The 23,741-nt window shown below is 50.5% G+C and carries 23 protein-coding genes; all 23 read right to left on the bottom strand.

What is annotated here, in order from left to right:
• Positions 1-6: 6 nt before the first annotated feature.
• The 23 genes from HQ49_RS02050 to HQ49_RS01935 all read right to left on the bottom strand — a co-directional run bounded on the left by HQ49_RS02050 (position 7) and on the right by HQ49_RS01935 (position 23,674).
• On the bottom strand, positions 7-1,020 hold the full coding sequence (locus HQ49_RS02050; RefSeq protein ID WP_039418168.1) for a hypothetical protein: 1,014 nt from the start codon (positions 1,018-1,020) through the stop codon (positions 7-9).
• Positions 1,020-2,468 (bottom strand): hypothetical protein, encoded by a 1,449-nt coding sequence (locus HQ49_RS02045; RefSeq protein WP_039418167.1) that lies wholly within the window; start codon positions 2,466-2,468, stop codon positions 1,020-1,022. The genes HQ49_RS02050 and HQ49_RS02045 overlap by 1 nt, the downstream gene beginning before the upstream one ends.
• Positions 2,465-4,525 (bottom strand): hypothetical protein, encoded by a 2,061-nt coding sequence (locus tag HQ49_RS02040; RefSeq protein ID WP_039418166.1) that lies wholly within the window; start codon positions 4,523-4,525, stop codon positions 2,465-2,467. The genes HQ49_RS02045 and HQ49_RS02040 overlap by 4 nt, the downstream gene beginning before the upstream one ends.
• Before the next feature lie 60 nt (positions 4,526-4,585).
• Entirely contained in the window at positions 4,586-6,778 is a 2,193-nt protein-coding gene (locus HQ49_RS02035; RefSeq protein ID WP_039418165.1) for a hypothetical protein, read from the bottom strand.
• On the bottom strand, positions 6,778-10,668 hold the full coding sequence (locus HQ49_RS02030; protein WP_039418164.1) for a hypothetical protein: 3,891 nt from the start codon (positions 10,666-10,668) through the stop codon (positions 6,778-6,780). Before HQ49_RS02030 ends, HQ49_RS02035 begins: the two co-directional genes overlap by 1 nt.
• Positions 10,669-10,759: 91 nt before the next feature.
• The gene (locus HQ49_RS02025) at positions 10,760-11,104 is read right to left on the bottom strand and encodes a hypothetical protein (protein ID WP_039418163.1); all 345 of its coding nucleotides are present in this window, start codon (positions 11,102-11,104) and stop codon (positions 10,760-10,762) included.
• Between the two features lie 20 nt (positions 11,105-11,124).
• Positions 11,125-11,511: a hypothetical protein gene (locus HQ49_RS02020; protein WP_152569122.1), complete on the bottom strand. Its 387-nt coding sequence runs from the start codon at positions 11,509-11,511 to the stop codon at positions 11,125-11,127.
• A gap of 15 nt (positions 11,512-11,526) precedes the next feature.
• Positions 11,527-11,787: a hypothetical protein gene (locus tag HQ49_RS02015; protein ID WP_039418159.1), complete on the bottom strand. Its 261-nt coding sequence runs from the start codon at positions 11,785-11,787 to the stop codon at positions 11,527-11,529.
• Positions 11,780-12,022 (bottom strand): hypothetical protein, encoded by a 243-nt coding sequence (locus HQ49_RS02010; RefSeq protein WP_021664963.1) that lies wholly within the window; start codon positions 12,020-12,022, stop codon positions 11,780-11,782. The genes HQ49_RS02015 and HQ49_RS02010 overlap by 8 nt, the downstream gene beginning before the upstream one ends.
• A gap of 247 nt (positions 12,023-12,269) precedes the next feature.
• The gene (locus HQ49_RS02000) at positions 12,270-12,560 is read right to left on the bottom strand and encodes a hypothetical protein (protein ID WP_152569121.1); all 291 of its coding nucleotides are present in this window, start codon (positions 12,558-12,560) and stop codon (positions 12,270-12,272) included.
• A gap of 295 nt (positions 12,561-12,855) precedes the next feature.
• Positions 12,856-13,926: a type I restriction endonuclease gene (locus HQ49_RS01995; protein ID WP_039418155.1), complete on the bottom strand. Its 1,071-nt coding sequence runs from the start codon at positions 13,924-13,926 to the stop codon at positions 12,856-12,858.
• 145 nt (positions 13,927-14,071) lie between these two features.
• Positions 14,072-14,497 carry a hypothetical protein gene (locus tag HQ49_RS01990; protein ID WP_052073412.1) on the bottom strand — a complete coding sequence of 142 codons (426 nt, stop codon included), beginning with the start codon at positions 14,495-14,497 and terminating at the stop codon, positions 14,072-14,074.
• A complete protein-coding gene (locus tag HQ49_RS01985; protein ID WP_039418154.1) occupies positions 14,490-14,726 on the bottom strand; it encodes a hypothetical protein in 237 nt (78 codons plus the stop codon). The genes HQ49_RS01990 and HQ49_RS01985 overlap by 8 nt, the downstream gene beginning before the upstream one ends.
• A 242-nt stretch (positions 14,727-14,968) precedes the next feature.
• Positions 14,969-15,520 (bottom strand): hypothetical protein, encoded by a 552-nt coding sequence (locus HQ49_RS01980; protein WP_039418152.1) that lies wholly within the window; start codon positions 15,518-15,520, stop codon positions 14,969-14,971.
• Positions 15,520-16,413: a hypothetical protein gene (locus HQ49_RS01975; RefSeq protein ID WP_039418151.1), complete on the bottom strand. Its 894-nt coding sequence runs from the start codon at positions 16,411-16,413 to the stop codon at positions 15,520-15,522. Before HQ49_RS01975 ends, HQ49_RS01980 begins: the two co-directional genes overlap by 1 nt.
• Entirely contained in the window at positions 16,410-17,294 is an 885-nt protein-coding gene (locus HQ49_RS01970) for a hypothetical protein (protein WP_039418150.1), read from the bottom strand. The genes HQ49_RS01975 and HQ49_RS01970 overlap by 4 nt, the downstream gene beginning before the upstream one ends.
• A complete protein-coding gene (locus tag HQ49_RS01965) occupies positions 17,294-18,754 on the bottom strand; it encodes a hypothetical protein (RefSeq protein WP_052073418.1) in 1,461 nt (486 codons plus the stop codon). Before HQ49_RS01965 ends, HQ49_RS01970 begins: the two co-directional genes overlap by 1 nt.
• Entirely contained in the window at positions 18,751-19,005 is a 255-nt protein-coding gene (locus HQ49_RS01960) for a hypothetical protein (RefSeq protein WP_235290032.1), read from the bottom strand. The genes HQ49_RS01965 and HQ49_RS01960 overlap by 4 nt, the downstream gene beginning before the upstream one ends.
• 310 nt (positions 19,006-19,315) lie before the next feature.
• On the bottom strand, positions 19,316-21,085 hold the full coding sequence (locus tag HQ49_RS01955) for a hypothetical protein (protein ID WP_039418145.1): 1,770 nt from the start codon (positions 21,083-21,085) through the stop codon (positions 19,316-19,318).
• Positions 21,082-21,723, bottom strand: a complete 642-nt coding sequence (locus HQ49_RS01950; protein ID WP_021664950.1) for a hypothetical protein — start codon at positions 21,721-21,723, stop codon at positions 21,082-21,084. Before HQ49_RS01950 ends, HQ49_RS01955 begins: the two co-directional genes overlap by 4 nt.
• Positions 21,720-22,043, bottom strand: a complete 324-nt coding sequence (locus HQ49_RS01945; protein ID WP_021664949.1) for a hypothetical protein — start codon at positions 22,041-22,043, stop codon at positions 21,720-21,722. Before HQ49_RS01945 ends, HQ49_RS01950 begins: the two co-directional genes overlap by 4 nt.
• Positions 22,006-23,310 carry a DNA-methyltransferase gene (locus HQ49_RS01940; protein WP_039418144.1) on the bottom strand — a complete coding sequence of 435 codons (1,305 nt, stop codon included), beginning with the start codon at positions 23,308-23,310 and terminating at the stop codon, positions 22,006-22,008. Before HQ49_RS01940 ends, HQ49_RS01945 begins: the two co-directional genes overlap by 38 nt.
• Positions 23,297-23,674 carry a hypothetical protein gene (locus HQ49_RS01935; RefSeq protein WP_021662592.1) on the bottom strand — a complete coding sequence of 126 codons (378 nt, stop codon included), beginning with the start codon at positions 23,672-23,674 and terminating at the stop codon, positions 23,297-23,299. The genes HQ49_RS01940 and HQ49_RS01935 overlap by 14 nt, the downstream gene beginning before the upstream one ends.
• Positions 23,675-23,741: the final 67 nt, after the last annotated feature.

Here is a 23,741-nt window from a genome sequence, read left to right as displayed (position 1 = left end):
TATCAATTACAGACCTGTCGAACTGTCAAGATTCGACAGGATGGGATAAATAATTATCGATCCATTATCTTTTCTCACCTCGTAAATGCTTCTTCGGGGAATGGAACGAATACCTCCCACGACAGAAGCTCCTCGCAGGAGGATACTGCTCTGGGAATTGTTCTGTATGCGAAACTCAAATCCATCGGGTAGGGACGAAGGGACGTTCATATATATCGTTCTGCCTGTCCCATTGTATGTTATCCGAGCCATCTCCTCCGTCACGCTAAAATTATTCGAGGTAATATAGGTGCGAGGGATAATGACACCGTTAATCTTCGCCACCCAGGCAGTCGCGCCGGACACTTTCTTTTCCGCGAGGAGCAAGCCAGAAGCTTCTTCGTGCGACAGTTTCGCAGCGGCTTCCGACTGATTGACAACCAGCCAGTAGTGTTTGCCGCGAATTGCGACCGCGCGAAATGTCAAAACGATCTGCTCTCCACACGCAATCTCCTTGAGCGCATGTGTGCCGTTCGTGGACCGCGGGAAATACGCGGTACAGCCGGAGATGGACGAATGTGCAATCCCTCCACCGGGAGCAGTCGTTGTTGTAGTCTGCAGTATATCATGACTCCCGCCGAAGACGACCCCTCCACGGACAGAAGATGCCGTATTGCCATGATAATGTACATACACACAGCGATCGTATCCTCCGCAGTAGGTATTTGCGTAAGACTTGAATAGCGATAACTCGCGCCCTTCCATCACAGCCGGATCAGGCAGGATGAAAGGGCTATTTGCAAACGCAATATCGATTGTGTCGCAGACGTACGAGTTACCATTCTTTTGCATCGCCTTCGCCTCTATTTGCGAGATGAGAGAGAGGTATGCTCCCAGGGAAGGAACCTTTTGAGATAAGTGAGGAGTTCCAAAGCTATCCCACAGATCGTTGACTGACTGCCCGACCTGTACGAGCTGCTGAGCCTGCACAGCGTCAAGCTCAGCTACCAAATCCAATACGTTCGCCTGCTCGCTATGCATTATACATTCAAATCAAAATAGTAAGTACCCATTTCACCATCTCCCAGCAGGAGACGGACGTCTACAGACCCGGTCGCCGTCACGGTTTTTTTCAACGTATCCGGGCCGGACGTATTTTTTTTATACCACTTGATTGTTTTACCGGAGCCTTGCACTTGTTTTTCGACTCCTCCGATAGCCCAGCGAGGGACCAACGCCACGTACCCCCCAACGCCGTCCACGACCTTGCCGTTCCGAAAGTCGCCAACGCGGTCGACGAAAAGACGGACGTTGGAAAACTCACCGGCCTCTTTGGCATTTAAGACAAGAGTCTTTGCGCTTAGCGCTTCCGCCGCGGCAGAGCCAGCAGCGTCCGCCTTTTGCTGAGCAAGCGTTGCTTTGCTGTTTGCGTTAGATGCGGCGGTATTGGCCAAGGACGCCTTTTCGGCTGCCGATGCAGCCGCTGCATTTGCACCCGAAACAGCCACATTAAAAGCAGGGATCTTATCCGCAGCTGCATATTGATCAGAGTCCGATCCGTCAGCATTCTTCCACTTTCCGGTTGCAAGGTTGATCTGGGGTGTTACTTCCGCCTTGAAAGATTGATCAGCCTTCAGCTTGCTGGCTGCAAGTGTCGCCGTAGGCTCTTTTACCTTCTCTACAATATGGGCAGCGCTTTCAGTCACTTTCTGCTTGAAGTGATCTGCACTATCGTTCTCCTCAACTTTAAGAGTAAGCGTTGCAACGGAGACCGACAAATTAGAGAACTGCCCCCCTCCGATCTCATGCCATCCAAAATCGGCGGGGCTCTCCGGATCCCCTTTAACCGTTCGGTGAAATTTGTATTGAAACATATTGAGCCCTTGAGCGGACTGAGGGCTCTGTGCGTCCACTTTAATCGTGTAGATGTCTCCTTCGTGTTCAAGGCATTTATCTAAAGAATTCCAAAGCGAAGCGGGCTCGTTGGAATTAGTCGGGATAGCGTTTCCGTAATGATATTGTATCGCGTTGTCAATTATTTTCTTTTTGACAATAGTCATGTCTGCACTCAAAGCGCCGAGCGAAGACTGATTTCCCTCATTGACGGCTTCCTGCTCCGCTTTAAAAGCCTCCAAGCCCCCGATCTTACCCTCCGCCTGCTGTAGCTTTCCAGAGATCGATATCTGGGTCTGGTGAAGCCCCTGTATCTTGGACTTTTTGTCGGCTTCAAGTGCCGTCGAAGCATCGCCCAGAGAGGCGTTGAATGCAACGACCTCCGGCGCGGACTGATTCGAATAGTCTATTTCGTTGTTTGCGTCCTTGGTCACGATGGTGGACAAAGCCGTGTTTATCGCATTTATAAGCAACGTCTTGTTAGGCAGGGTTGAAGCTTCCAGCTCTTTTATTTTTGACAAAGCAAGAGAGGATGCAGAAAGAGATAGACCCGCGCCATCCTTGATAGACGCAACTATTAAAACTTCTGATTTCATATTCGTTTGTGCTTAAATGTTTCAATTATTCGGCGATCGTCCGCGTCTGAAGTTTCGAGCCAGAAGCGTAGCTTATCCTTATATGCGCGATTAAAAGAGACCTCGTGCTTGCCGAAAGCATAAGCCTCCCACTCCGCATCCGTCATGCCATCGTGGAATCCCGTCTTACTCTTACGCCGCCACACAAAATTTATCGCAGGATTCATTTCGAGCACCTGATCTGTGATATCTTTCCCATTGAATCTCACACCGACACTGATTTTCGCGGATGGCTCCTGCTGTAACAACAAGCCCTCGCTTGATCTTACGAAAATCGAAAGATTTTGCGCGGCGGTAATGGATTGGTCAATCGTGACAGCGGTCAGGTTCGTGTATGCTTGAGCCTGATTAAATGCCTCCTGCTGTGCCAGGGTTGCATAGCCGAGAGCGGTTGCATTGCAGTCCTCTCCCATCAGCGCGAGCTGCTGGAGCATTTGATCAGTAAGCTTATCCTTGAGCGACTTATGCGCGATGTATAGCACTTTGCCGTACCGACCAAGGGCGTCCTCGACGGCAACGATGAGGTCTTGAGCAGTATCGACGGCAAAAGGATGCTCAACGAAGTATGCACGCAATGCATCCAAAGAAGCCTGCGCCTCTCGATCCGCGTTTGTGAGAGCGACCTTCACTACGTCCACAACACTGCCGATTATCTGCTCCTTGGACGCACGCAGTGTCTTGAGCTGTGCGCTGAACGATGATAAGATCGCCGTGTTCACGGAAGACTGTATGCCGCTCTGCGCAAGATACCAGGCTGTGTAGTCCTTGATCAGCTTATCGATATAGCCCTTAAGCGATTCTTGCATGGAGCCGAGCAACTGATTATACCCGATGATGCCCCAGACATTATTATAGAAGCCCGCAAAGAATACCCCCTCACCCGCGGACAAGGGTGCGAGATCAGAAGGGTGAGGGGGTAAAGGAAAATCCACCGATGGCACCGACGGGAATGAGGACGGTGGCGCGTCGAGTATCCCGACGTTCAAAAAGTTTTCGCTGTCGGACAGCTCATACGTGAAGCTGTAATCGTAGATATTATCCGCAGTCGAGCTCTCGCTTCCAGACTCGGTTATAATGATCGCCTGCAGTACACCGTGCCGATAGCGATATCGGTATGGCGATCGCAAGAAGTCGAGCAGCCACAACCGCTCGCGGACAGAAATGCTGCCGGTGTTCTGCTTCCAACGTGCAGGCATCTCAACGTCGTAGGTATGAGTTTCATCTTGTCGAGACAGGGTCTTATCCTCCGAGTTGATAAGCATCACTTCTTCTCCAAAGAAGCGAGCCGTATCCATTCCGCCGAGGCCGTTCTGCCAAAAGAACCAACGCTCATCCTCGCCCTTAGCAGAGTCGAGGACGTACTGCATCTCTACTCCGCCGGAGGTGGTCACCTTGTAATAAGTAATGTAGTCGCCGTCAGCGACGTTTATCACTTTTTGGACAGCCGCCGGCGATACGTCGAACGTGAAGACGCCCGTGCTCGTCATCTGCTGCGATAGCCCTGCAGCCGAGATAGGATTAGTACCTCCATTCTTTGTATATACAGTATATACGACGCCATCTCCTGAGCGGAGGTAGAGAGTAAGCCATTCCGGCTGATTATACATCACATATTTCCTCCGAGGCTGCCAGGAGAGGGGATTTTTTCGCAGCCACTCCTCTACGTTGTCATCTACACCCGATATACCCCCGCGTATCACGCGGAAGAAGAGTGCCGGCTGATTCTCGCCCATAAGCCTGACCTTGACGTCCAGCAGCATGCGCTCCTGTTTGACGAGACGTGCGCCGGGCTCGAGCATCTGAAACTCGAAGTAAGGACGAAGCAAATCGGAGAGGTCGATCGTGACACGACCTCCGAAAGGGGTATAGCTCAATGGTATTGTAGCGACAGGAGAAGAGCCTGTAGATACAGCAACAGAAGCTGACAGGGTGGACTCATCAGTCTCCACCGTTATCGGCTTTAAGTTTCCGAGGTAGTGCACACCGGAAAGAGTGAAAGATTCAAGAAATCTGTACATGTTCGCGTCTCTTTACAACACAAAAAAACGCGCGCCGGCGTTGGCGGCAAAGGACAAGAATTATAGGGCCTTCACCTTCAGACAGAAATAAAGGACGAAATAATCCAGATGCGGTACGTTCGGCGGATTGTTCCCATTCCCACCACCCGGATCAGGCTCTATATTATCCGGGGGAGTAGTGGCTTCGGACGTCTTGATCTGCGAGACGGCATACACGTAGCAGCCACCTGTTGCGATCTGTTCAGGTGTCGGGGCAGGTACGACACGATCGCCACGCCGCTTGAAAGCTTCGGACAGCTGGTTGATAGCGTCTCCCCAGTAGTAAATAGTATTCGCCGGATAGTCGTTCCCCAGTCCTGTCGTTGGACCGGGGTCGAAGTCATGCCCTTCCGGGCACTCATACATATCGTCGGCAAAAAAGGTAACATGCGATACCGGAGCGTGCTCCGGCACAGGGCTGAAACGCCATCTCCGCTCGATAGACCATGAGTGCGTCGGGAGCTGCGACATAGCCGACTTGAGCGAACTGATGTAATCAACGCTCACAAGATACCCGGCGTCAAGACTGCTGAGGTGCGGCTTCATCGTGAGAGATCGCAGCTTGAGGGTGGTAATGGAGTCCGACTGGGTACTGTAATCGATCGACTCGGGCAAGAATCGATTGCCGCACACTATGATCGGAGTCGTAGCGGAGAGCGTCATCTTGTCTACACCTCTCAGTTGCACAGGCACCTCCGCCTCGGTCAACCCGTATCGCAAAAGTTCATCGTACTTTTTCCCAAACAAAGCGAATAGGCCTTGCTCTCCATGATAAAGGATAGACTTACCCGATTGCACATCGATCAACCCGCCCTGCCTCATACCTCCCGGTCCGACAGCAGGCAGGGCGAACATAATTGGAAGTTCTCCCTTGCGATCCTCTTTGTCCTCCTTGCCATCCGACAGACGGCAGAAGGAATTAAGCCAACGTCCCTCGCCAACTTGCGGTATCGCGACATCGCTGAAGGCTGTATCTGCCAGCGGAAGCTGCATCGCGGGCACAGTATCTCCGCAATCGACCACCTCGGGGTCGTAAGACTTGTGCTCATCTATATAGTCTGCAATAAGCGAGCCGACGGCAAGCAGCTTTCCAGTCATATCTCGCAGAACCATGTACCGGTACAGAATGCCTGTTCGCACATCTACACAGAGCCCGAATCGCTTTCTCAGCGTTTCTTTTAAGTTCTCGGTCTGCTCGAAACTTTCGTTGTCCACGCCTCGAGGAAAAGAGGGGCGGATATAGGATGCACTCTTGAGTTCCAGTCTTCGATACCGCACCGGATAGCTGAAGGTCGGCTTGCCGGCAAGTCGATCCGTCATATCGGTACTATCCCCCGACAACAAGCTATCGAAGTGGACGAACCGGACAGAGGTCGTGGATTCGTCCACGACCCATCGAGATAGGAACTTACCCTCCACGGCAGATAGAAGGTCGCTCACCGAACAGTCAGGGGCAAGCTGGAGCGGCGTTATATAGCCGTTTGCCACCGTGTCGTAGTTATGATTCAGCAACACCATATCCCGATAGGGGTGCTCGGACAAGGCGCCCCAGTCTACGACCTTATAGCCGTAGTGTTTGAATATGCGAGCAAGCAAGGGACGCAAGCGCAGGAAGGGCGTGAGCAGAAAGCCGGCAGGGATCACAGTCGTCTGACCATCTATGTCGATAGTGCGATCCTTATGTGCTGCAAATACCCGTCCCGTGTTGGCTATTGTCTCCCGGTATTCATTCAAAATATGAGCATCCGCAAGCAGCGGGAAGATGTCTATCAAGTCTTCATCCGTCATCTCGTTCTTGCGCGCGACGTCCTCAAGGTGCAGCATTGCAGCTGTGGCAGTGGTATAGTCGAGACGCGTGTACTGCTTCTCGATTACGGTAGACAGCTTCTCGGACTGCAGGGCGGAGTACATCTGTCCCATATTCAGTATGAAGTTGCACTCGTATCCCTCTGACTCGTTTGCTGAAAGCAGTGCCATTTTTGCCGGATAGAAAAAGACTCCATCCTGCAGCGTGACATCGAAGGAGGTCTTGATACTCCCCAGCCCGACATCGTGCGGGAATCCCAGCAGGCGGGCATTGTTAGGGGATGGCGGGAGCTGCACGGGGACGCTATGCTCTCCGTACTCAGAGAAGAACGGGTTTATGCGACTGATCTCGACTGAGAAGTCGACAGGGAGATCGAGTTGTTCTCCCGATTTCAGTTTGATAGTCATTACTTTTTCTTGGCTATGGATGAACCCTTGTCGACAAGCGCCTGCTTGCGCTGAAGCTCAGATAATACGACAGTCGAACGAATCCCCTCCCGACCTGCGCGCTCCATCGTATCGATGAATCGCTCCATCGCACGCACCGCGCGATCATTGCTGCCGACTGGCAGAGTCGCCGGTGGGGGCGTGTCTACTCGTGATGCGGATCCTGCGATATATCCGCCGGACTGGTGACCGACCAACTGCCGGCGCAGCACGGCAGACATATCGATAGTTCGGATCTGTCCGCTCAGCTGCGCGGCATCGAGCAGCCGGATTATAGGAGCAACAGTGGGGTTAGACAGGGCATCGTTGCTGGCCACCCACTCACGACTGCGACCAGCCGGCCCATCGCCGACAATCACCGTCGGGCGATCTACATAGCCGCGGCGGCGTGGCTCATGCAGGGCGCGGAAACGCTTGCCGTCCTGCTCGCGCTCTACATCTATATATCCGCCATCTTCGCGTCCACTGGCCACACGCATAGGCATGCCGGAGGTGGACGAAGAAGAGCTTCCTCCACCTCCCGGCTGGGCGTTCTTAACCTTCATCCTCTCTTGATTGGCAACAGCGAGCTGGAGCGTGCCGGCAGCAGACATGGCAACGGCTGCAATCGGTCCGGCAATAGGACCAAGTTCCGCCATAGCCCTCATAACTGCGACCGCTGTATTGGCAATGATTTCCGAAGCTTTGATGATGAAGTTTATATCCGCATATTTCTTCTGAATAGCAAGCTTCTCGGCTTCCTTCTTTTCCTCGATCTCGCGCAGCTTTTCCTGATTGCCTTGTGCTGCTGCGATCTCGGATGCATACTTCTGATCGACAGCGATCATTTCCTGCTCCTGCATGTAGCCTGCAGCGGCAGATGCGATTTCCGTCACCGCCTTCACGGAGAATTCCGTAAACCGCTTCCTCAAGTCTGCTTTCTTCTTTTGATACTCTTGCTCCTCGAGCAGCCCCTGGCGATGCTGATCACGAAGAGAGATCATCTCTTGAGCAAATGCGGCCAGCTGCCCGGCAAAGCCCATGCCCGCGATTGTTTGCAGTTTTTCAGCCTCGGCGTCGATTTCGATTTTAGCTTTTGCTTGAGCATATACGGCTGCCAGCTCCTGCTTCGTCTGTTCGTTGTCCTTATACTTCTCAAGCGCTTGCTTGTAGTACTCATCGAGTGCCGCCAGCTTCATCTTGTTCTCAAGCTCTTGCCCACCGAGACCGAACTGCTGCCGCATTTCATCAGGAGCTTTGCCGGCTGCAATGGACTGCTCGGCTTTTGCCTTTGCTTCTTGCTGCTTCTTCTGCACCTCTTTCCATGCCTTCTCGCCGATGGCGGCTAAGGATGCGTTAAGAGCGATACGCTTGTCGATGATGTCTTCTTCAGATTTGAGTATAGCAGCAGAGGCTTCATCGAGCGCTCGCTTCTTATCCTTGCCGTTCTTTATCTCAAGATTCTCAAGAGAACGATACAGCTCTCGATACTGCTCGAGGCGAAAGTCCGCAGAGGCTTTCTCCGTAGCAGCAACGATAGACGCATAGGTCTCAGCCGTAATCCGTCCTGCAGCTTTCTGCTTCTTGGCCTCCAAGCGGATACGCGTCTGCGTCTCTTCGAAGAGACGTATTTCTTCCACCGAGGCGCCCTTTATAGCCTCTATGCGATCTTTCTCCGTCTTTGCGACAGAGTCGCCGGTATCCTTAGAGGTGCGCCCGAGCTCACGCAGGCGGTTTATCTCCTTTTCGATGTTTTCGATTTTCTTGTTCTTAGCCGCTATCTCCGCCTCGGAGGTTTCCGGCATCAGCTTAGCCTGCTCCAGTAGCTCCTCTTGCACTTTGATCAGCGATACGGTTGCGGCCGCCGTCTTGGACGCACCGGAGGTGAGAGATTGGGTAGAGGTCGTGATCTCTTTGTCGAGAGCATCTATCACAGACTGATTCTTCTCCAGCTCTGCAGTAGTCTTTTCGAGAGCACGATTCGCCGCAGACAAATCGGACGCGAGCCCACTTGTCTGCATCCCGACTCCCAGCTGCCGCATGCCGGATCCGGACAGCTTGCTGTTCGCTTGGGAGCTGACGAGACTATTGCGCAGGTCGTAGTCGTCCTTCGCTTTCTTGACAGCCGCACGGTCTTTCTCTTGCTGCTTCTCCAGTTGCCGCTTCTTTCTGTAAGCCTCTTCCAGCTCCTCCTGAGCTGCCTTCATTTTTATTTGCTTTTCGAGCTGCTGTAGGTACTCACTTATCGCAAGGGTGTTGTGATTGATCAGTACGCCCTCTTCCGTGATCGTGGCGTTGTAAGACGGCATGATCTCTTTGAGCTTCTCGATTGCTGCACGACGAGCGTCGACGCTCAGCTTGTTGTTCTCGATCGTCTTCGATAGCACGTCCACCTTGGCCGCCTGCGTGTGAAACTCTTCCGTCGCCTTTTTGGAAACCTCCATCAGCGCTTTTTTCTCGGCCGTCAAGGCCTGCGAACGCCTGTACAAGGTATAAAGAGCCGCTCCTGCGGCAGCAACGCCTGCCGCCACCAAGCCCCAAAGGTTTCCCTTCATGGCGATGTTCAGCATCCTCATCGCGGCCTTGGCACGCAGGATGTTGCCCGTCAAGAGAGCATAAGCGGAAGAAGAAGCGATGACGGTCACACGCTTAGTCGCAAGCCAAAAAGTGTGTAGTTTCTCCAATACAATAGCCCGGCTTACCGCGGCCTTATACGCCACGATGGCAGAGGAGAGCGAATAAAACAGCAGCGTAATCTTTGACCAGTGCTTCTCGATCCAGGAGAGGGATCGATCGAGGGAGTCGACGAACCCCGACTCGATCTTGTTGCGCATATCTGAAAATTTGACGAGATAGCCCCCTATCCGCTCCTGCAAGTTCTGCCAGCGGACCGCGCGGCGGACATCCGCCTCAGCTGCTGTATCCAGGCTCTTGCCCACCTTTGCCATCTCCTCATCGACAATTTTGGTGACAGCAGCGGAGAAGTCGCCGGTGCGCTTGAACTCCTCATTGATCCGCACAGCCGACAGCCCCAAGTTGTCGAGGATGAGCACACTCTTGCGCCCAAGCCCCTTGACAATAGACTCAGAGAGATACTCCACGCTCTCCCCGGTATCTTTAGCGCGCTGCTGGGCAAATGCCAGCAGCTTACCCATGTGCTGAATAGGAATGCTCAAATTATCTGCTTGCACGGTAAACCTCCTCAAAAAATTGTCATTAAGTAGACCTTTTGTCTGCTCACGAAGCGAGGAGAGATAGTCCTTGTTGGCAATCCGGCTGAAAGCCTCATCGATACCCTGTGCCACGCCGGCGATACGGATACCTTCTCGCACGAAATCCCGAGCATTCCTCAGCCATGCGACTAATGCGACAATTCCCCCTTGCATAGACACCTGCAGCTTCACTGCACTTTTGATCGTACCACAGATAGAGTCATCCAGTCCTCGTGAGCCGGCTGAAACCCTGTCCATTTGTTTTCGAACCTCTTGTAGCCGAGTGTTGAGCTTCTTCCACTCCGCCGGATGCAGCGACTTACTCGTAGCATCCAACTGAGCAGTAAGCCTCTTCGCTTCTCTCTTGAGCTGCGAGTAGGACAGATGTGTCAGGTCTAACGACTTCTTGAGTCTATCAATCTCAGCACTATTTTTGGACATTTCCTTAGCCGCCTCTTTATATGCAGCTTTCAGATTCGTGTATGCCTGTGTCTCTTTCTTGCCCAGCATTTCGAGCTCGCGCATCTTAGCTGCGCGAGCTTTGTTTGCCTCGACAAGTTCCCGGTTAGCTTTACTGAGGCGGTGGATCTCCTGCTGCGCCTCCGTTGCATTTACGGACAGTATAAGGTTTAAGACATCATCTTTTTGCTTTCGTGCCATATCTCATTGCTTTGACAGAGGCGAAATTCCACAAAAAAGCCCCCATCCTAAAGGACAGGGGCAATCTGCAATTGGTGCGGTACGGAAAATATCAGCAACCCCAAAAGAGGGCTTTCACCAACGACCAGATAAACCGGAGCACAAAGATTGCTACTACGAGGACTACCACCCACAGAATAGACCAAGGCTCAGATACGCATATCCAAACCGCCGTCAATCCCAACAGAGGCAAGAGCAACCCTCCAAGCCAAAGGCCATCACGAACATCAAGAATCCACTCCAGAAATAAAAATACAGCACTCAAACCAACCGAAGCGAACAGGATATACAACAGCCCGTTCCAAAAGCTTCGGTCAGTAGCAAAGAGATGGTCTCCCAGCAGAAAAGTAACAAACAATAGTACGAGGATTCGAGCGGCAAAAAACAAATCTTTCATCTTTATCGTCTTTATGAGAATTATTTATCTGTCAGCTCCTCCAGCTCACGTCGAATGGAATCCTTGACGCCAGACCTGAGTCCGTATCGAATCTCAGGGATAACTTCTCGATAGAGTACGCCCCAAACCAGCCGATTGTAGAGCGGAGCTCGACCGGAGGAGCGATAAGCCGCACCCTTGGCATACTTGATGTCAAGGAAACGGGTATAGTCCAGCGTGCGCAGGGCGTAGCGTTCGCCCGGCTTCTCAACTGCAAGCGGCACACTCGCGAAGTGGCTACGCATATAACCCGTACCGCCTGTGTAGGAGCGAGCGGCAGCGCGCTCCTGCATCTTACTGATGCGATGGAACCCGCTACCGACTGTGCGATGTATGAACTCGCGTTTGATCATCGAAGAGGTTATCATACTGCTAAGATAGCTCTATTTCTCCTTCATCATCCAGAGAAAAGTCATCGACTGGGAGCCTCGATGCATCCCGAGGCAGAAGCCAGCCTCGGTGAGAGCGTCATGCACGATCGTGCATGACAGCCCTTTGAGCTCGGGGTTCTGTGCCTTGATGGCTGCGAGCACTTCCTCTGTAGAGAAGAAGTGCGTGGCATCCTCCGCATCAGACGGGCGGAAGCGCCTCAGGATTGCATCCATATACAGATGCAGATCCGGCGTGGTATTTTCCTCACTCATTGGGTACCTCCTTACTTAAACATTCTTCGACTAATGCGGTGACCATGCGCTGTATGTAGCGCAGATCGTCCGCGGTGGCATACTCCACTTCGAAGAAAAGACCTCCTGCGTTTTCCTCCTTATCCGGATGAACGCAACGCTTATCGTCCTGAATGGAAAAGAAATACAACGGTGTCTTCTTGCCGTTTACCTCGACGTCATAGCGCCCGGTGTAGAAACAATCTGTACGTATCATACTCTCCTTCCCTCTGTTTTCGTGAGTGGTGCGGAGAAAGAGATAGTACTATCTTCACCTTTGTGGCAGAAGTCGAACTTTGCTTCTCCCTTCGCATTTACGATAGAGTATACTCCAAGATTCAAATGAAACTCGACATCCGAGGAGTCATCAGGGATAGTAGCGAGCATTTCTTCCAAGCAGGCTCTGAGAATGTCCTTAGCGTTTTTCTGATGCGGTGTCGTAAACCGGAATTGATTTGTCGTTCTCATCGGGCACCTCCTTCCGGCATCAAAGATACGATGCGTACATCCATGCGGGCGCAATTTCCGCTGATGCGCAGGGTCATTTCTTCGTCATAGAAATTGATCAGATCGACATCGTAGCCCGACAGATCCTCTATAGCGAGGAAGTCTACGATGATCTCTTTAAGCTTCGCAACGATATGCTGCGTACTCTTGTGCGTCCGTTTGATTGACGCTTGCGGTTCCTGCGACAGCTGCGCAGCTGCAGCCTTCGCCGTCTTCTTGCCCTTGAGGGCAGTTCTTTTGTTTGACATATCGGTTGTTTTCATTGAAGGCGATGAAAAAAGCGGCATCGCCTGACCCGCTGAAAACAACCTTCACTGGCTTGCTCCGGCATTAACCAAGAGCGACGGGGGTGCGATACCGCAATTCTGTATCTGTGGTTAGGGTATAAAAACACCCGCCATAAAAGTGGCAGGTCATTACTCCCGCCAGTGAATGATTGTTTTCACCGCAAATGTATTGTTTCTTTTTGAAACCGCAAGCTTTTATATAAAAAAATCCCGTGTCACAATTGGCACGGGATTAAACATTTAAGTAGAATAATGACTACGACTCGGTCTGCTCAATAAGCAGAGCAAGAGATTTGGCAATTGCATCTTCATGTATATAGATGTCATCAAGGGATGACAACAATACCTTTACTTCTTTCTTCCCTTCCTCAAATGTAGCAAGATATTTGTTTGCTGTATTGAAGTAGAAACGACAGATCGGCTTCCGATTGTTATCATCGAGCAAGACTCCGAAATAAGACTGCGTATCACGAGATGCAACACGGTCGATACTGATATATTTTCGCAGAATGCCTTTTACAATCATATAAGCCTCTTGTTCTTCCTCCGTTGTTACAACAGCCGACGTCTCTACAGCATCCGACTCCTGAGCTTGCTCATCGGCATCTGACTCTTTAGTTTTATCCATAACCGTTTTGAAACGAGCTGTAATCAGATCATTGATGACTGACTTGAAAGACTTTTGCGTAAGCTCCTTGAATTGCTCAAAAATTTTTGCAGTGATAATCCCATCATAAACTTGCTTCGTAAAAAGTCGAACCAACTGCTCGGACGGATCATTCATTTCAGACAGAATCAAATCTTTTAGTTCTTTCATATACTTCAGCTCACTTGCTGTGCTGAGAATCTTTTCGATATCGAAATATGATTTATGGAACTGCTTCAACTCCTCAATCTGATGATCTCGAAGGTCAAGCATATTGACTTCAAGGAAAGGTTTCTCATCCATCTTGTTCGCTTGATCCAAATCGGTATAAAATCGGTATACAATACCATTGGTCAAGACCCCAAATTTAGCGGAAGAAACATGAAAGTAGCGAAGCAACTGATTGTCTGCGAGCGTAAGCGTATCCTTCCAGTGCTTACACTCAATCAATATAATCGGCTCGTTATTCCGCATGATTGCATAGTCAATCTTCTCACCCTTCTTTGTACCTATATCGCAGGTGTATTCCGGAACGACCTCCAACGGATTGAATACATCATACCCCATTGCCTGCATGAATGGCATAATTAGAGCGTTCTTGGTCGCTTCTTCTGTCTGAAGATTGTCTTTCAGTTTCTCTATCCTTTCAGATAGTTGTTTTAAGATGTCTCTGAAGTCCATAGTTTTTATTGTTTAGAAAAGGTAGACAAATATACATACAAAAGGTTTCCATCCGAAACACAAACGCTTATGCAAAAAATACGCCCGCTATCTCAAAAAGAGGTAGCGGGCGGTAATAAGAGAGTAGGGTTACGTTATCAGTAAGTCATTTCTTAGATTCATTGCGCTGCTGAGTGAAAGAACCCACAATAGTTGCAACGCCCAATGTTGCCATAATCCCGGCAAACCATGTTCTGTTTAAATAAAGTGCGTATGCACAGACCAAAAAAATTACGACGATCGCAAAAAAAGCAAACACCATACCGGTTACATTGATCTGTGTAGTTCTTTTCTCAGATCGAGAAACAATTTTTATTTTTTCTTTCTCCGCCCAATGCCTATTGGCTTGCTCCTTTTCTGCTGCCTTAAGAAGGAATTGAATAATATCTGGATTCAGCTTCTGATATTTTTCAAGTTCCTCGGCGGGTGGGAGTGGAGCTGCATCTACAGTGAGATCTGTTTGAGATTGTCTACTCAGCCCATTTTCTCCATTGTGCTCTACACTACGATGTGTAATTTTTCCTTTAGCCATTACATGAAGAGATGAGTTTCTGCCATGATCTTCTGACGTCTTTTTCTATAGAAGCTCTGTCAGAAGCCATATTGACAGCATCAGACATCTCAGACATATCCCGTCTAAGGAGCTCTTCTTTGTATTCTTTCACTTCTTTAGAGGAGGGGTTATACCGACCTCTGGATGCTTCGCCGAATACATGAAAAGCATTGACGATAAACCGCCACAGGTTTTGTAGGTATGCCATAATTTTGTCTCTGTTTATGACAGGCCGAGAAGGGCTCTCTACCTGTCCGTTTACTTTGATAACGCAAAAATAAACACTTTGTTTTATGAAACAAGAAAAATTTTTCGTCAGACACTACTCTCTGGAAAGGAGTAGAAGGGCCTAAATCCTACTCCTGCAAAGACTTTGACGCGCAGTAAACACTCAGAAACAGAGCGTCTGCAACTGTTCGAGTCGGTTATTCATACGCCTCAAGCCACACGCTACCGCATAGGCTTTGCACTCAGAGAATCGATGCCGTCTCGGCTGAACGTCATAGTCCATCCGACAGAGGATAGCCCCGGCGCCTCGAAGGGCACAAGCTGGTGAGCGCGAGCGAGACCTTTATAGTACGGATCGGATGGGCACCGGATTGCGAGGATGCGATTGCGGATATCCACCAACCGACGCAGGCAGTCATCCATGATAAGGAGCTGCTCCATCGGGTCTGCGCTGGCATCCCTGAGCGGAAAGGCTACAGTGACGGCCAAGGCGGCCTCATCACGATACTGACCGGGGACGGCAGCTTCATGTGTTATCTCGCCATAATCGACGAATAAATACGGTACAGACAGTATTCCTGACACGCGAGATCGCACCTTGTCGAGGTGGGGGCTGAAGATAAACTCATGGACTACATCAAGATATTCGATTGCCTCAAGCTGGTCACGGAGTTCGGCATAGCCGTCTATCGTGCTTCTGCCGGTGCTGAAGTTCTTTAGCACGCCGTCACGGCTGCTGAACTTTGCGAAATAAAGAAGTATCTCTCTAAACATTATTGCAGAATCTTAGCTACAGTTACAACATCCAGTCGCGACTTATCCGCGATCTCTACAATCTCCATACCCATTTCCTTCATCGAGCGCACCCCCTCGATGAGCTTCTGTCGCATCAGCTCGAGGTACTGTAAAATAGGAAGCTGCTCCACCTGATCGGCCGTCCCGATCCCATCCGCACAGAGGTGATAAAGCGAAGCTTCCATGCCGAGAGCGTATTCCGACTTTTCGGCATTAGGCGATTCGCCGGACCCTCGCAGGATGGCATACCTCGGATGGCGGAAAATGTAGGCTGCCAGGGCGGAAAACTGAAAAGAAACAGCTCGGATGACGCTCCACTCCTCCGCCCTCACTTGAGGGTAGAGGGTCGCGGAAAGTCTATGCACATCAGAAGGAGAATAGCTGCCAGGGCAATAGAGCGTAAGCACGAGGCGCAGCATAGACTCATCCCTGCTGTCCCCCAGGGCCTGAAGGGCATCGATAAAGCGCAGAGCGGCAATATCGACAGAGAGCATGCCGCCAGAGGTGCAAACGTCGTACCCGGGGAACGTTTGCCCGCCGAGCTGAACAGACGGGAACAGCTGCAGTGCGAATACAGGCTCCCGCAAGCGAGCTTCCTCCTTGTCCTCATTGTAGTCGAACAGGAAGTCTACCATCCTCGCGATAGAATACAGATTGCGCATGCTTTCTTCATTCTTGATGCGGGTCGGGTCGATGTCCAGCGCAAGGCATACATACATGGACTGCGCCACAATCGGGCTGATCATGCCCGCATGCCACCTATCGATAAGCTCGATGGTCCCAAGAAACAGACGCCGGTCGAGGAGCGACCAACGATTGGGGATGGTATATACCCCTGTCGGGGTCTCGATCGTTATCCGTGGGGTGTTCATGGCATGAGGATGATCTTGTCTTCCGCCGTTGCCCTGATACCCGAGCCGCCGGCGTTCGGCGTGTCCGATAGGGCGATGGATACAGTCGACAAAGCGACTGAAGCCTCCGAGCGCAGTCGACTTGCCATCGCCGCTGTTGCTGTCGCAGGGTCGTATCCAGTGCGGAGGGCTTTTTGCTCTACAAAGAGGTTACGGATGACAGCCGGCAGCTCGGTAACGTCCAGCCGCTCGAGCGCCAGCGCGACAACGAGCTTAGCAAGAGCCAGGCGCGCCTGAAGCGTCAGAGCTTCATAATTGACAATAGTCGGATCATCTGCCTCCTTTTCTTCAAGACGATCGAAGATGGCTCCGTGCTCAAGTAGTGCTTCTCGCTGAAAAGGAAGCGTTCTGAAGAAGAACAGATACGACAAGTCGATCGGATATAGGGAATCGAAGTCGGAACACGAGACTATGCGCACATTCTTCAGCAGAGAAGCCCACCGGCTACCCTCCCACAAACTCGCGTACTCCGCTTCGCTGCTGACAACAGACAAGATGGTATCCATCGCATTATAGTAGTTGTCAGTGTACTCCCTTCGCATGGAGTCAACCTCGTACCGGTACAGGTCTTTTTCGCCTGTCAGTCGCTTGTTGACGGAATCGAAGGTGATTGTCTTAAGCAAGAGGAGATTCGCAAAGGCGGAGCGGATGGCTCCCCCCTCGCGCGTTGTCTCCGCAGCAGTAAGCAGCTTGTCTAACAGCTGCCTACCAACGATGTCGGCAACTTGCTTCTCTGCATGCGGCAGCATGCCCTGCAGGTCGTGCAGAGAGTTGCCGGCGCTGATACCGGGTGCGTATAGCCGCAAGGCGGCCAAGTTGGGAAAAAGGGTCTGTATGTCCATTATTCTGATGCTTGATTAGACAAGCGATTTTCGGGGCTGACCTCGGACTGTTTAGCCGGGAGGGGGCGGAAGAAACCGATCCTGTACCCCTCCTTATAAAGGTCAGGGAAATTGATCTGTATCGCGAGATTAAATGGCTCGCAGCACTTCTCATCATCAAGTGTGAGCGTCATCAGATAAAGCAACAGATTGTAGTACGTATCAGCTCCGCTCTTGGAGATCATACCGGGCTTGCTGATCGAGGATATCGACGGATCCAGTCCGACCGAAGAAACGAGTACTTCATCGATGCGCTTATCGTGAGAGTCCAGTGCCTCTATATACTCCTTGTACTTTAGATCAATCTCCTCTATCTTCCAACGCTGCTCATTGCCAGAAGAGTCCATAAAGGAATAAGAGCTGAATGCCTTCCCCTGGTTGCGCGATCCGGACAAGAACTTCGAAATCTGACGAAGCTGGTTCTGTATCAGCGTGGACAAGTCCGACTCCTTATACTCCGTTCCAACGTCGACACCTTCAAAAGCGACAGGCGAGAGGTTCGCCTTGACCCTCTTCTCGTTCTCTTTGCATATCGTCTTTATCTGAGCTCTCTTCGCCTCCACCCATGCATTTGGAATTACGACGTGCACCTTGGCCGCCAATGCGTTCTCGAGAAAGCTGCCCACATAGATGGGAAGCTCGTTACTGGTCTTCAAAAACTCCTTGATCCCTTCATAGACTTCGTTTAGTCCATATACCTCGCCTGGGCTGCCCTCACGATGATGAGAGATAGCGGCAAACTTATACTTGTCTACCTCCTTCAGTCGCAGCAATGGATATATCTTGTAAGTGTTCGAAGATTGCCTGAAGTCGCCAAACGCCACAACTGAAAAGTCGGAGTACGACGTTGGCGTTCTGTCGCCCTCTTTCTTCGTCGTACCGAGCCGACAGAATCTATTATCGACAAACTCCAGTCCGGCTACGCGTGGAGCACCACCTGCGCCTGGCGATAAGGACATCCTCCACTTAACGAAATAATCTCGGAAGAAATAGTAGGACTTAATGCAAGAAGCGGCAAAGTCCGTATAGGACATATCAAGTCCATTTTCTTGCCAACTCTCCAGCCAGGACTGTATCTGCTCTTGTGCGACCCAGTTCTTGTTTACGCCGTCCTCTCCGTCCTCCCCGGAGCGGAGATATATACGCGGTCCACGTCCATACAGTAAGCGCACCTGCTTGCTGATCAGAGACGGCATCAAGCGATTCGCCTTTAGTGCCGCTTCGATCTCCTCGCACGAACGGTCATCAACACCCCGACAGAGTAATCGAAAATCTCCGACTCTGCGATAAGAGTCGCTCTTGCGTCCTGCCGACCGCGCCGGCGCAGAGGAAAAGACGGGATCATCAAGCCCATCGATACTGAACGCGATAACATCTCCATCACCGCTATATACACCGAACCGCCCTATCTGCTGTATCATATCCATTCCACTTTTCGTAATGCGAACCCGTCATGGGGAAATCCCATGTAGCGGATCAAAACCTTGTAACACATTTTATTATTACCGTCTTTGTCCTGAAATAAAAAGTAGTTTTCGCTACCGACTGAAAAGGCCTCATCGGGGAGCGATTTACGCACCTTACAACCTGACAAGACGCGCAGGGTTACCCCTGCACGACGCTGCTTGCGGCTGTATGGGTAAAAGGCGATAGAGAAGCATCCTTCTGGCACCTTCGAGAGCTCTCGAGCCCACTCGAGCGCTCTTATCCCTTTTATACATTCCACGATGCGAAGCTAACGACGCAACACGCGCTTCAAAAGGACACCCCCACCCCCTTCCCGTCACATTTCCCGCCGGTGGGGCGCAATGCGCCCTCAACGGAGGAGACAGCGGGGCGTGCAGATTTCTCGCGTTTGTTTTTTCTCGGATTTCAATCTGAAAGAACAAACAGCTCATTATCAGCGTATTGTACTGCTTTTCGGTGTCAAACAGTGCTTTTTTACTATGCGCACGAAAGATTATTGTGTCAATCGTTAGGGGTTATGCTATCGAATTGGAAGGTAAATCGGGCGGTAATTGGCTGTATTCCGCCGGCATTAGTCCGGAGTAGCGACCAAACAAAAGGTAGATAAGAGCGGACGGCAGCTGTGTTGTGAGTCCTGCTTGATGCCGGAGCTGCACTTTTCGCTCGCTTGATTTGTCCAGCTCGATGCGACCGTCCGTAGTCTTTTTCGGCGACAACATAATGGCAGAGCACAGGTTAGGACACATCACGTCATCAATCAGCACACGAGGCATAGAGTTGTTGTGGCTGAATATATATAACAGCAGCTTGTACTGCTGCCAATGGTATATAGTCGCCCGCCCTTCGTCCATGAGCTCGACGTCAAAACCATAGCTCTCCAGCTCGCGCTGCAGCAGCTTGGCATCTGTCGTTATCTGCTCCGCATCCTCGCGACGTTTATTCGCCGCACGGTCGAAGTATAGCAGTAGGCGTTTACTCTTTGCATAAGAGCCAAAAAAGCGATTGAATTCTGCAGCCATCTCGGCCTGCCCCTTCGGGGCGATAGTGAAGAACTCTTTGAGTAACCGCATTGTATCAACGCTCTCATTCTCTTGCCCTACCACCAGCGATGCGAAAGCACCAGGGTCATACCCGAGCAACAGTTCGCGATCAGGGTCGTAATATTTTAAGTGAGAAGCGTTTAGCTCGAAGTGATCTTTCAGATCCACCTTCAGTATCTCGTTATACTTAATACTATCCGAGAATTGGTGTTTCGAAGGTTCATACGCCGCGAAGAAGCGATCGACAACAGCGCGCCGACGAATTGCGCAAATCGCCGTGAGAAACTCATCGATATCCAGAGATTCCCGTTGTGTACGGAAGAACTTCGGACCTAAGATATCCTTATTGACAAAAGAAGACGCACGCGCGTAATACGTAGCATTTCTTCGCATTTCTGACAGGCGAGGAGTCCAGATAGCGAGTGCACGCTGGATCTTCTCAAGCTCAAGCCTGACAGCCTCCTGCAGGACTGGATTTTTTTCTGATTTGTTCTTCGATTCGATATCGCTCTGTCTGAACAGCAACTTGTTTACGTGATATGAGACCGTGGCGATTTCGTCGATAAGCTCACGGCTCATATTGCGTTCATACTCCTCAAACCAATTGTCTTCGCCCAAATCGACACGGGCGGTGTCTGAAACGCCCGTTATTCCCTGATAATAAGGAGATTGTCTCGCCCGCATGTCGGACCCACGCAAAGACGGGAAAAGGCGGGTCTTTAACTTCTCGCCTTTTTGGTGCTTCATTTCCTCGATGAAGGCATGCACACCCGATCTACCTGCGACAGACTCGGGTTGATCGCTTGATACCAGCTGGAGATGAAACCCGTTTCTGAATAATATACTATGCTTTGGATAGACAATGGGGTATCGGGGGCGGCGAAAGTGCCCAGGGATCTTTCCCTCACCAACGATATAGTCTACTCCATATTCGAGCATGGATCTACGACCGTCGTGAATCGGACGAGCGAACCACGCCTGGATGTTTGGCCAGATGTTCGTCAGTAGTGCTGCGTATGTCTTATGCACAAGGAACCCAAGTTCTCCCGGCATAGAGTTAGCGACTTTGACAATGCGAGGACCAAATACGCCTTCCGTTTTTCCTCCCGCTCGGGCGACCTCCATAATCTGCACGTTTGCGTCGATGAGGTTCGCTCTTATCTGCATGAGATTCATATAATATCCTTCACGGATATCCTCCTGCAGGGTCGGAGATTCGATAGGTTGGAGCTGTGTTTTTTTCATTCTGTTTCGAGCTCTTCAAATGTCGCGTCCTCGATATTTGCGTCATTCAATAGGCGTATCTTATCCGCCTTGTCGATTGGTAAATCTTCGAGGAATCGAGCATAAAAACCATCATTAGATTTCCTCGCGATAGCCTTGAGGTTCTTTGTCTCAAATCCAAGCTGCGTCAAGCTTATGTCCGGGGAGATAATAAATACAGGAGCCCACGCACTTTCTCTGTTGGCTGCCTCTGATGCGCGAACGCGGCATTCGTGCGCAGAGTCGTAGCAGCGCTTCGCGGTCTTAATATCGCCAGCGAGGATCGACAAAGAAGCAAGATCCTCATACTTATCTGCAAAATCGCTTTCCCAGATTTTTGTGGCGACATTGTTATCGATAGAGAAATAGGCAATTGCGTTATAAATACGAGATTTACAGGTACGTATGTCTACAACTGTTTTTTGCTCCGCCAGGATACGCATCCGCAGCTTGCCTGCCGCGCGCGAGATATTGCGCTCAGATCCGTATATCTCAGCAGCCCACTGAATTTGACGCACGAAGGCTTGCACCTCCGGCGTCATCGCGGAAGACTTTCCCGTCAACAGGAAGGCCTCCACGATGTCCGGATGAAGCTTGTGCAGCTGTTCCAATACCGTCATAGTCCGAATTTCTCTTTTTTCATGTCTGCGATTTGCCGCTCAAGCATACGGTCGTTTCGCAGTTTTATTGCATCCACATCTCCGCCCTCGGCCTGTTTGGACAAAGCTGCGTCTATATTCCACTCCCCGAGCACTTCTCCGTTTCGATATGCAGTATTTAACGGATCACCGTGCGTGCTCAAGCGAATGAGAAATATCGACCGCTCTTGTCCGCTAAGACCAAGCAAATCCGCGATTCTCTCGGCAGAGTAACCGAGAGAACCGAAGGTGCGGACTTTGGCACTATAATCCTGTTTCAGCAAAAGAGAGCTCTCTTCCATCTCGAATCAGTGTTATAGGGCTTTCCGGGAACAGCTGTCGATAACGACGAACAGAGGCGTCTACATATCCCGGGTCAATCTCAATCGCGTGACAAATACGATCGGTCTTTTCGCATGCGATAAGCGTCGATCCGCTGCCAGAGAAGAAATCAACAACAATATCCCTTTGCTTTGAAGAATTCTGAATTGGGTAACAGATGAGCGGGATAGGCTTCATCGTTGGGTGTATCGCATTACGGCTCGGGCGATCGAACGGCCAAATGGTTGTCTGCCTACGGTCCGAGTACCAACGATGCGCAGCCCCAGGGACCCATCCGTACAAGATGGGCTCATGCTGCCATTGGTAATCTTGACGCCCCATCGCAAAGGAGCTTTTAACCCATATACAGCACTGCGCGAATTTGAACCCTGCTTCAACAAACGCTCGACGGAAATTAGATCCTTCCGTGTCCGCGTGAAATACATAGATTCCCGCACCAGGCTTCATTACGTCTTTTATAGATTTGAATACTTGCCGCAAGAATGACAAAAATTCGTCATTCGACATATCGTCGTTATCGATAGTCATCATATCTTCCGTCTCACCGACGTAGGACACATTATAAGGTGGATCTGTTACACACAGGTCTGCCTTAGCTCCCTGCATGAGAGCATCAACAACGCGCTTAGACTGACAATCTCCACATATCAGCCTATGCTCTCCAAGCATCCAGATATCTCCCGTCTTACTTATAGCCTTGTCATAATCCGGAACTTTTATTTCCTCCTCCTCAAAGGAGTCTTCCGTGGCATCTGTGCTACCGACAACACCATAGTCGACAGATTCTATGTCGACATTTTCAAAAGCAACAGCCTCGAACGGGAGACTAAATGAATCAAGGGTCTCCTTATCGATTTCGTACTGCTGAAACAATAGCGTGTCCGGATTCATCGTTCCAAAAGAGGAATTGAATGCGGCTATCTCTTCTACTGCTTCTTTCTTGTTTTCTGCCTGAATCGGCTGAAATGGGATAGGAGGAATATTCCATCCTCTTTTTCTGAGCGCGAGAAGAGCCGCTTTTCGCTGGTGTGCGTCTATGATATACTTCTTCCCTTCAGGAGATTTCCAGACTGTGAATGCATACTTGAATCCCCTCTCTATAATAAGCATCTGAAGATTCCTCAGCTTCTCAGGATCAAGAGTTTTGAAATCCTGCTGAAGCTCTATAAATTCTGACACATCTGCAGTAGGCAGATTGCCCAAGTTGTAAACCTCAATCGTTTTCATCTGATAATATTTTATTGAAGACCTCCATTCGGGCGACATGCTTGTCAAGGAGGCGCTGGTTGTTTTCCTTCTCTTTTTTCTTTTTCGAATCTTTTATGTATCCACGATAACGCTGAACATTCTTGTTGCATCTGGCAAACTCTTGAAGGAATGCAGAAGGGTTGCTTTTTCGAAGCAACTCAAGATCACTGTATTCTTTTTGGTGGATTATAAGCGGATGCTCGCCAAGAAACTCCCCTGTAAGGTTGTAATTACGGAGCTCTTTGAACGCGAGGTTTTGCCGAATCTGGGTTTCCGCTAAAGCAATTATATCCTCCTCTTCTGGAGGAGAAGACTTGTCGATCCTATCTGACAACTCCCGCATCAGACGGTAATCGTTGATGCGGGAGTTATACAATACAGTAGCGAGCTGCACCTTAGGGTCTTCAAGG

Origin of the sequence: Porphyromonas gulae (assembly GCF_000765945.1) — a bacterium.
Lineage (GTDB): Bacteria > Bacteroidota > Bacteroidia > Bacteroidales > Porphyromonadaceae > Porphyromonas > Porphyromonas gulae.
This window is presented reverse-complemented; position numbering and strand designations above follow the sequence as displayed.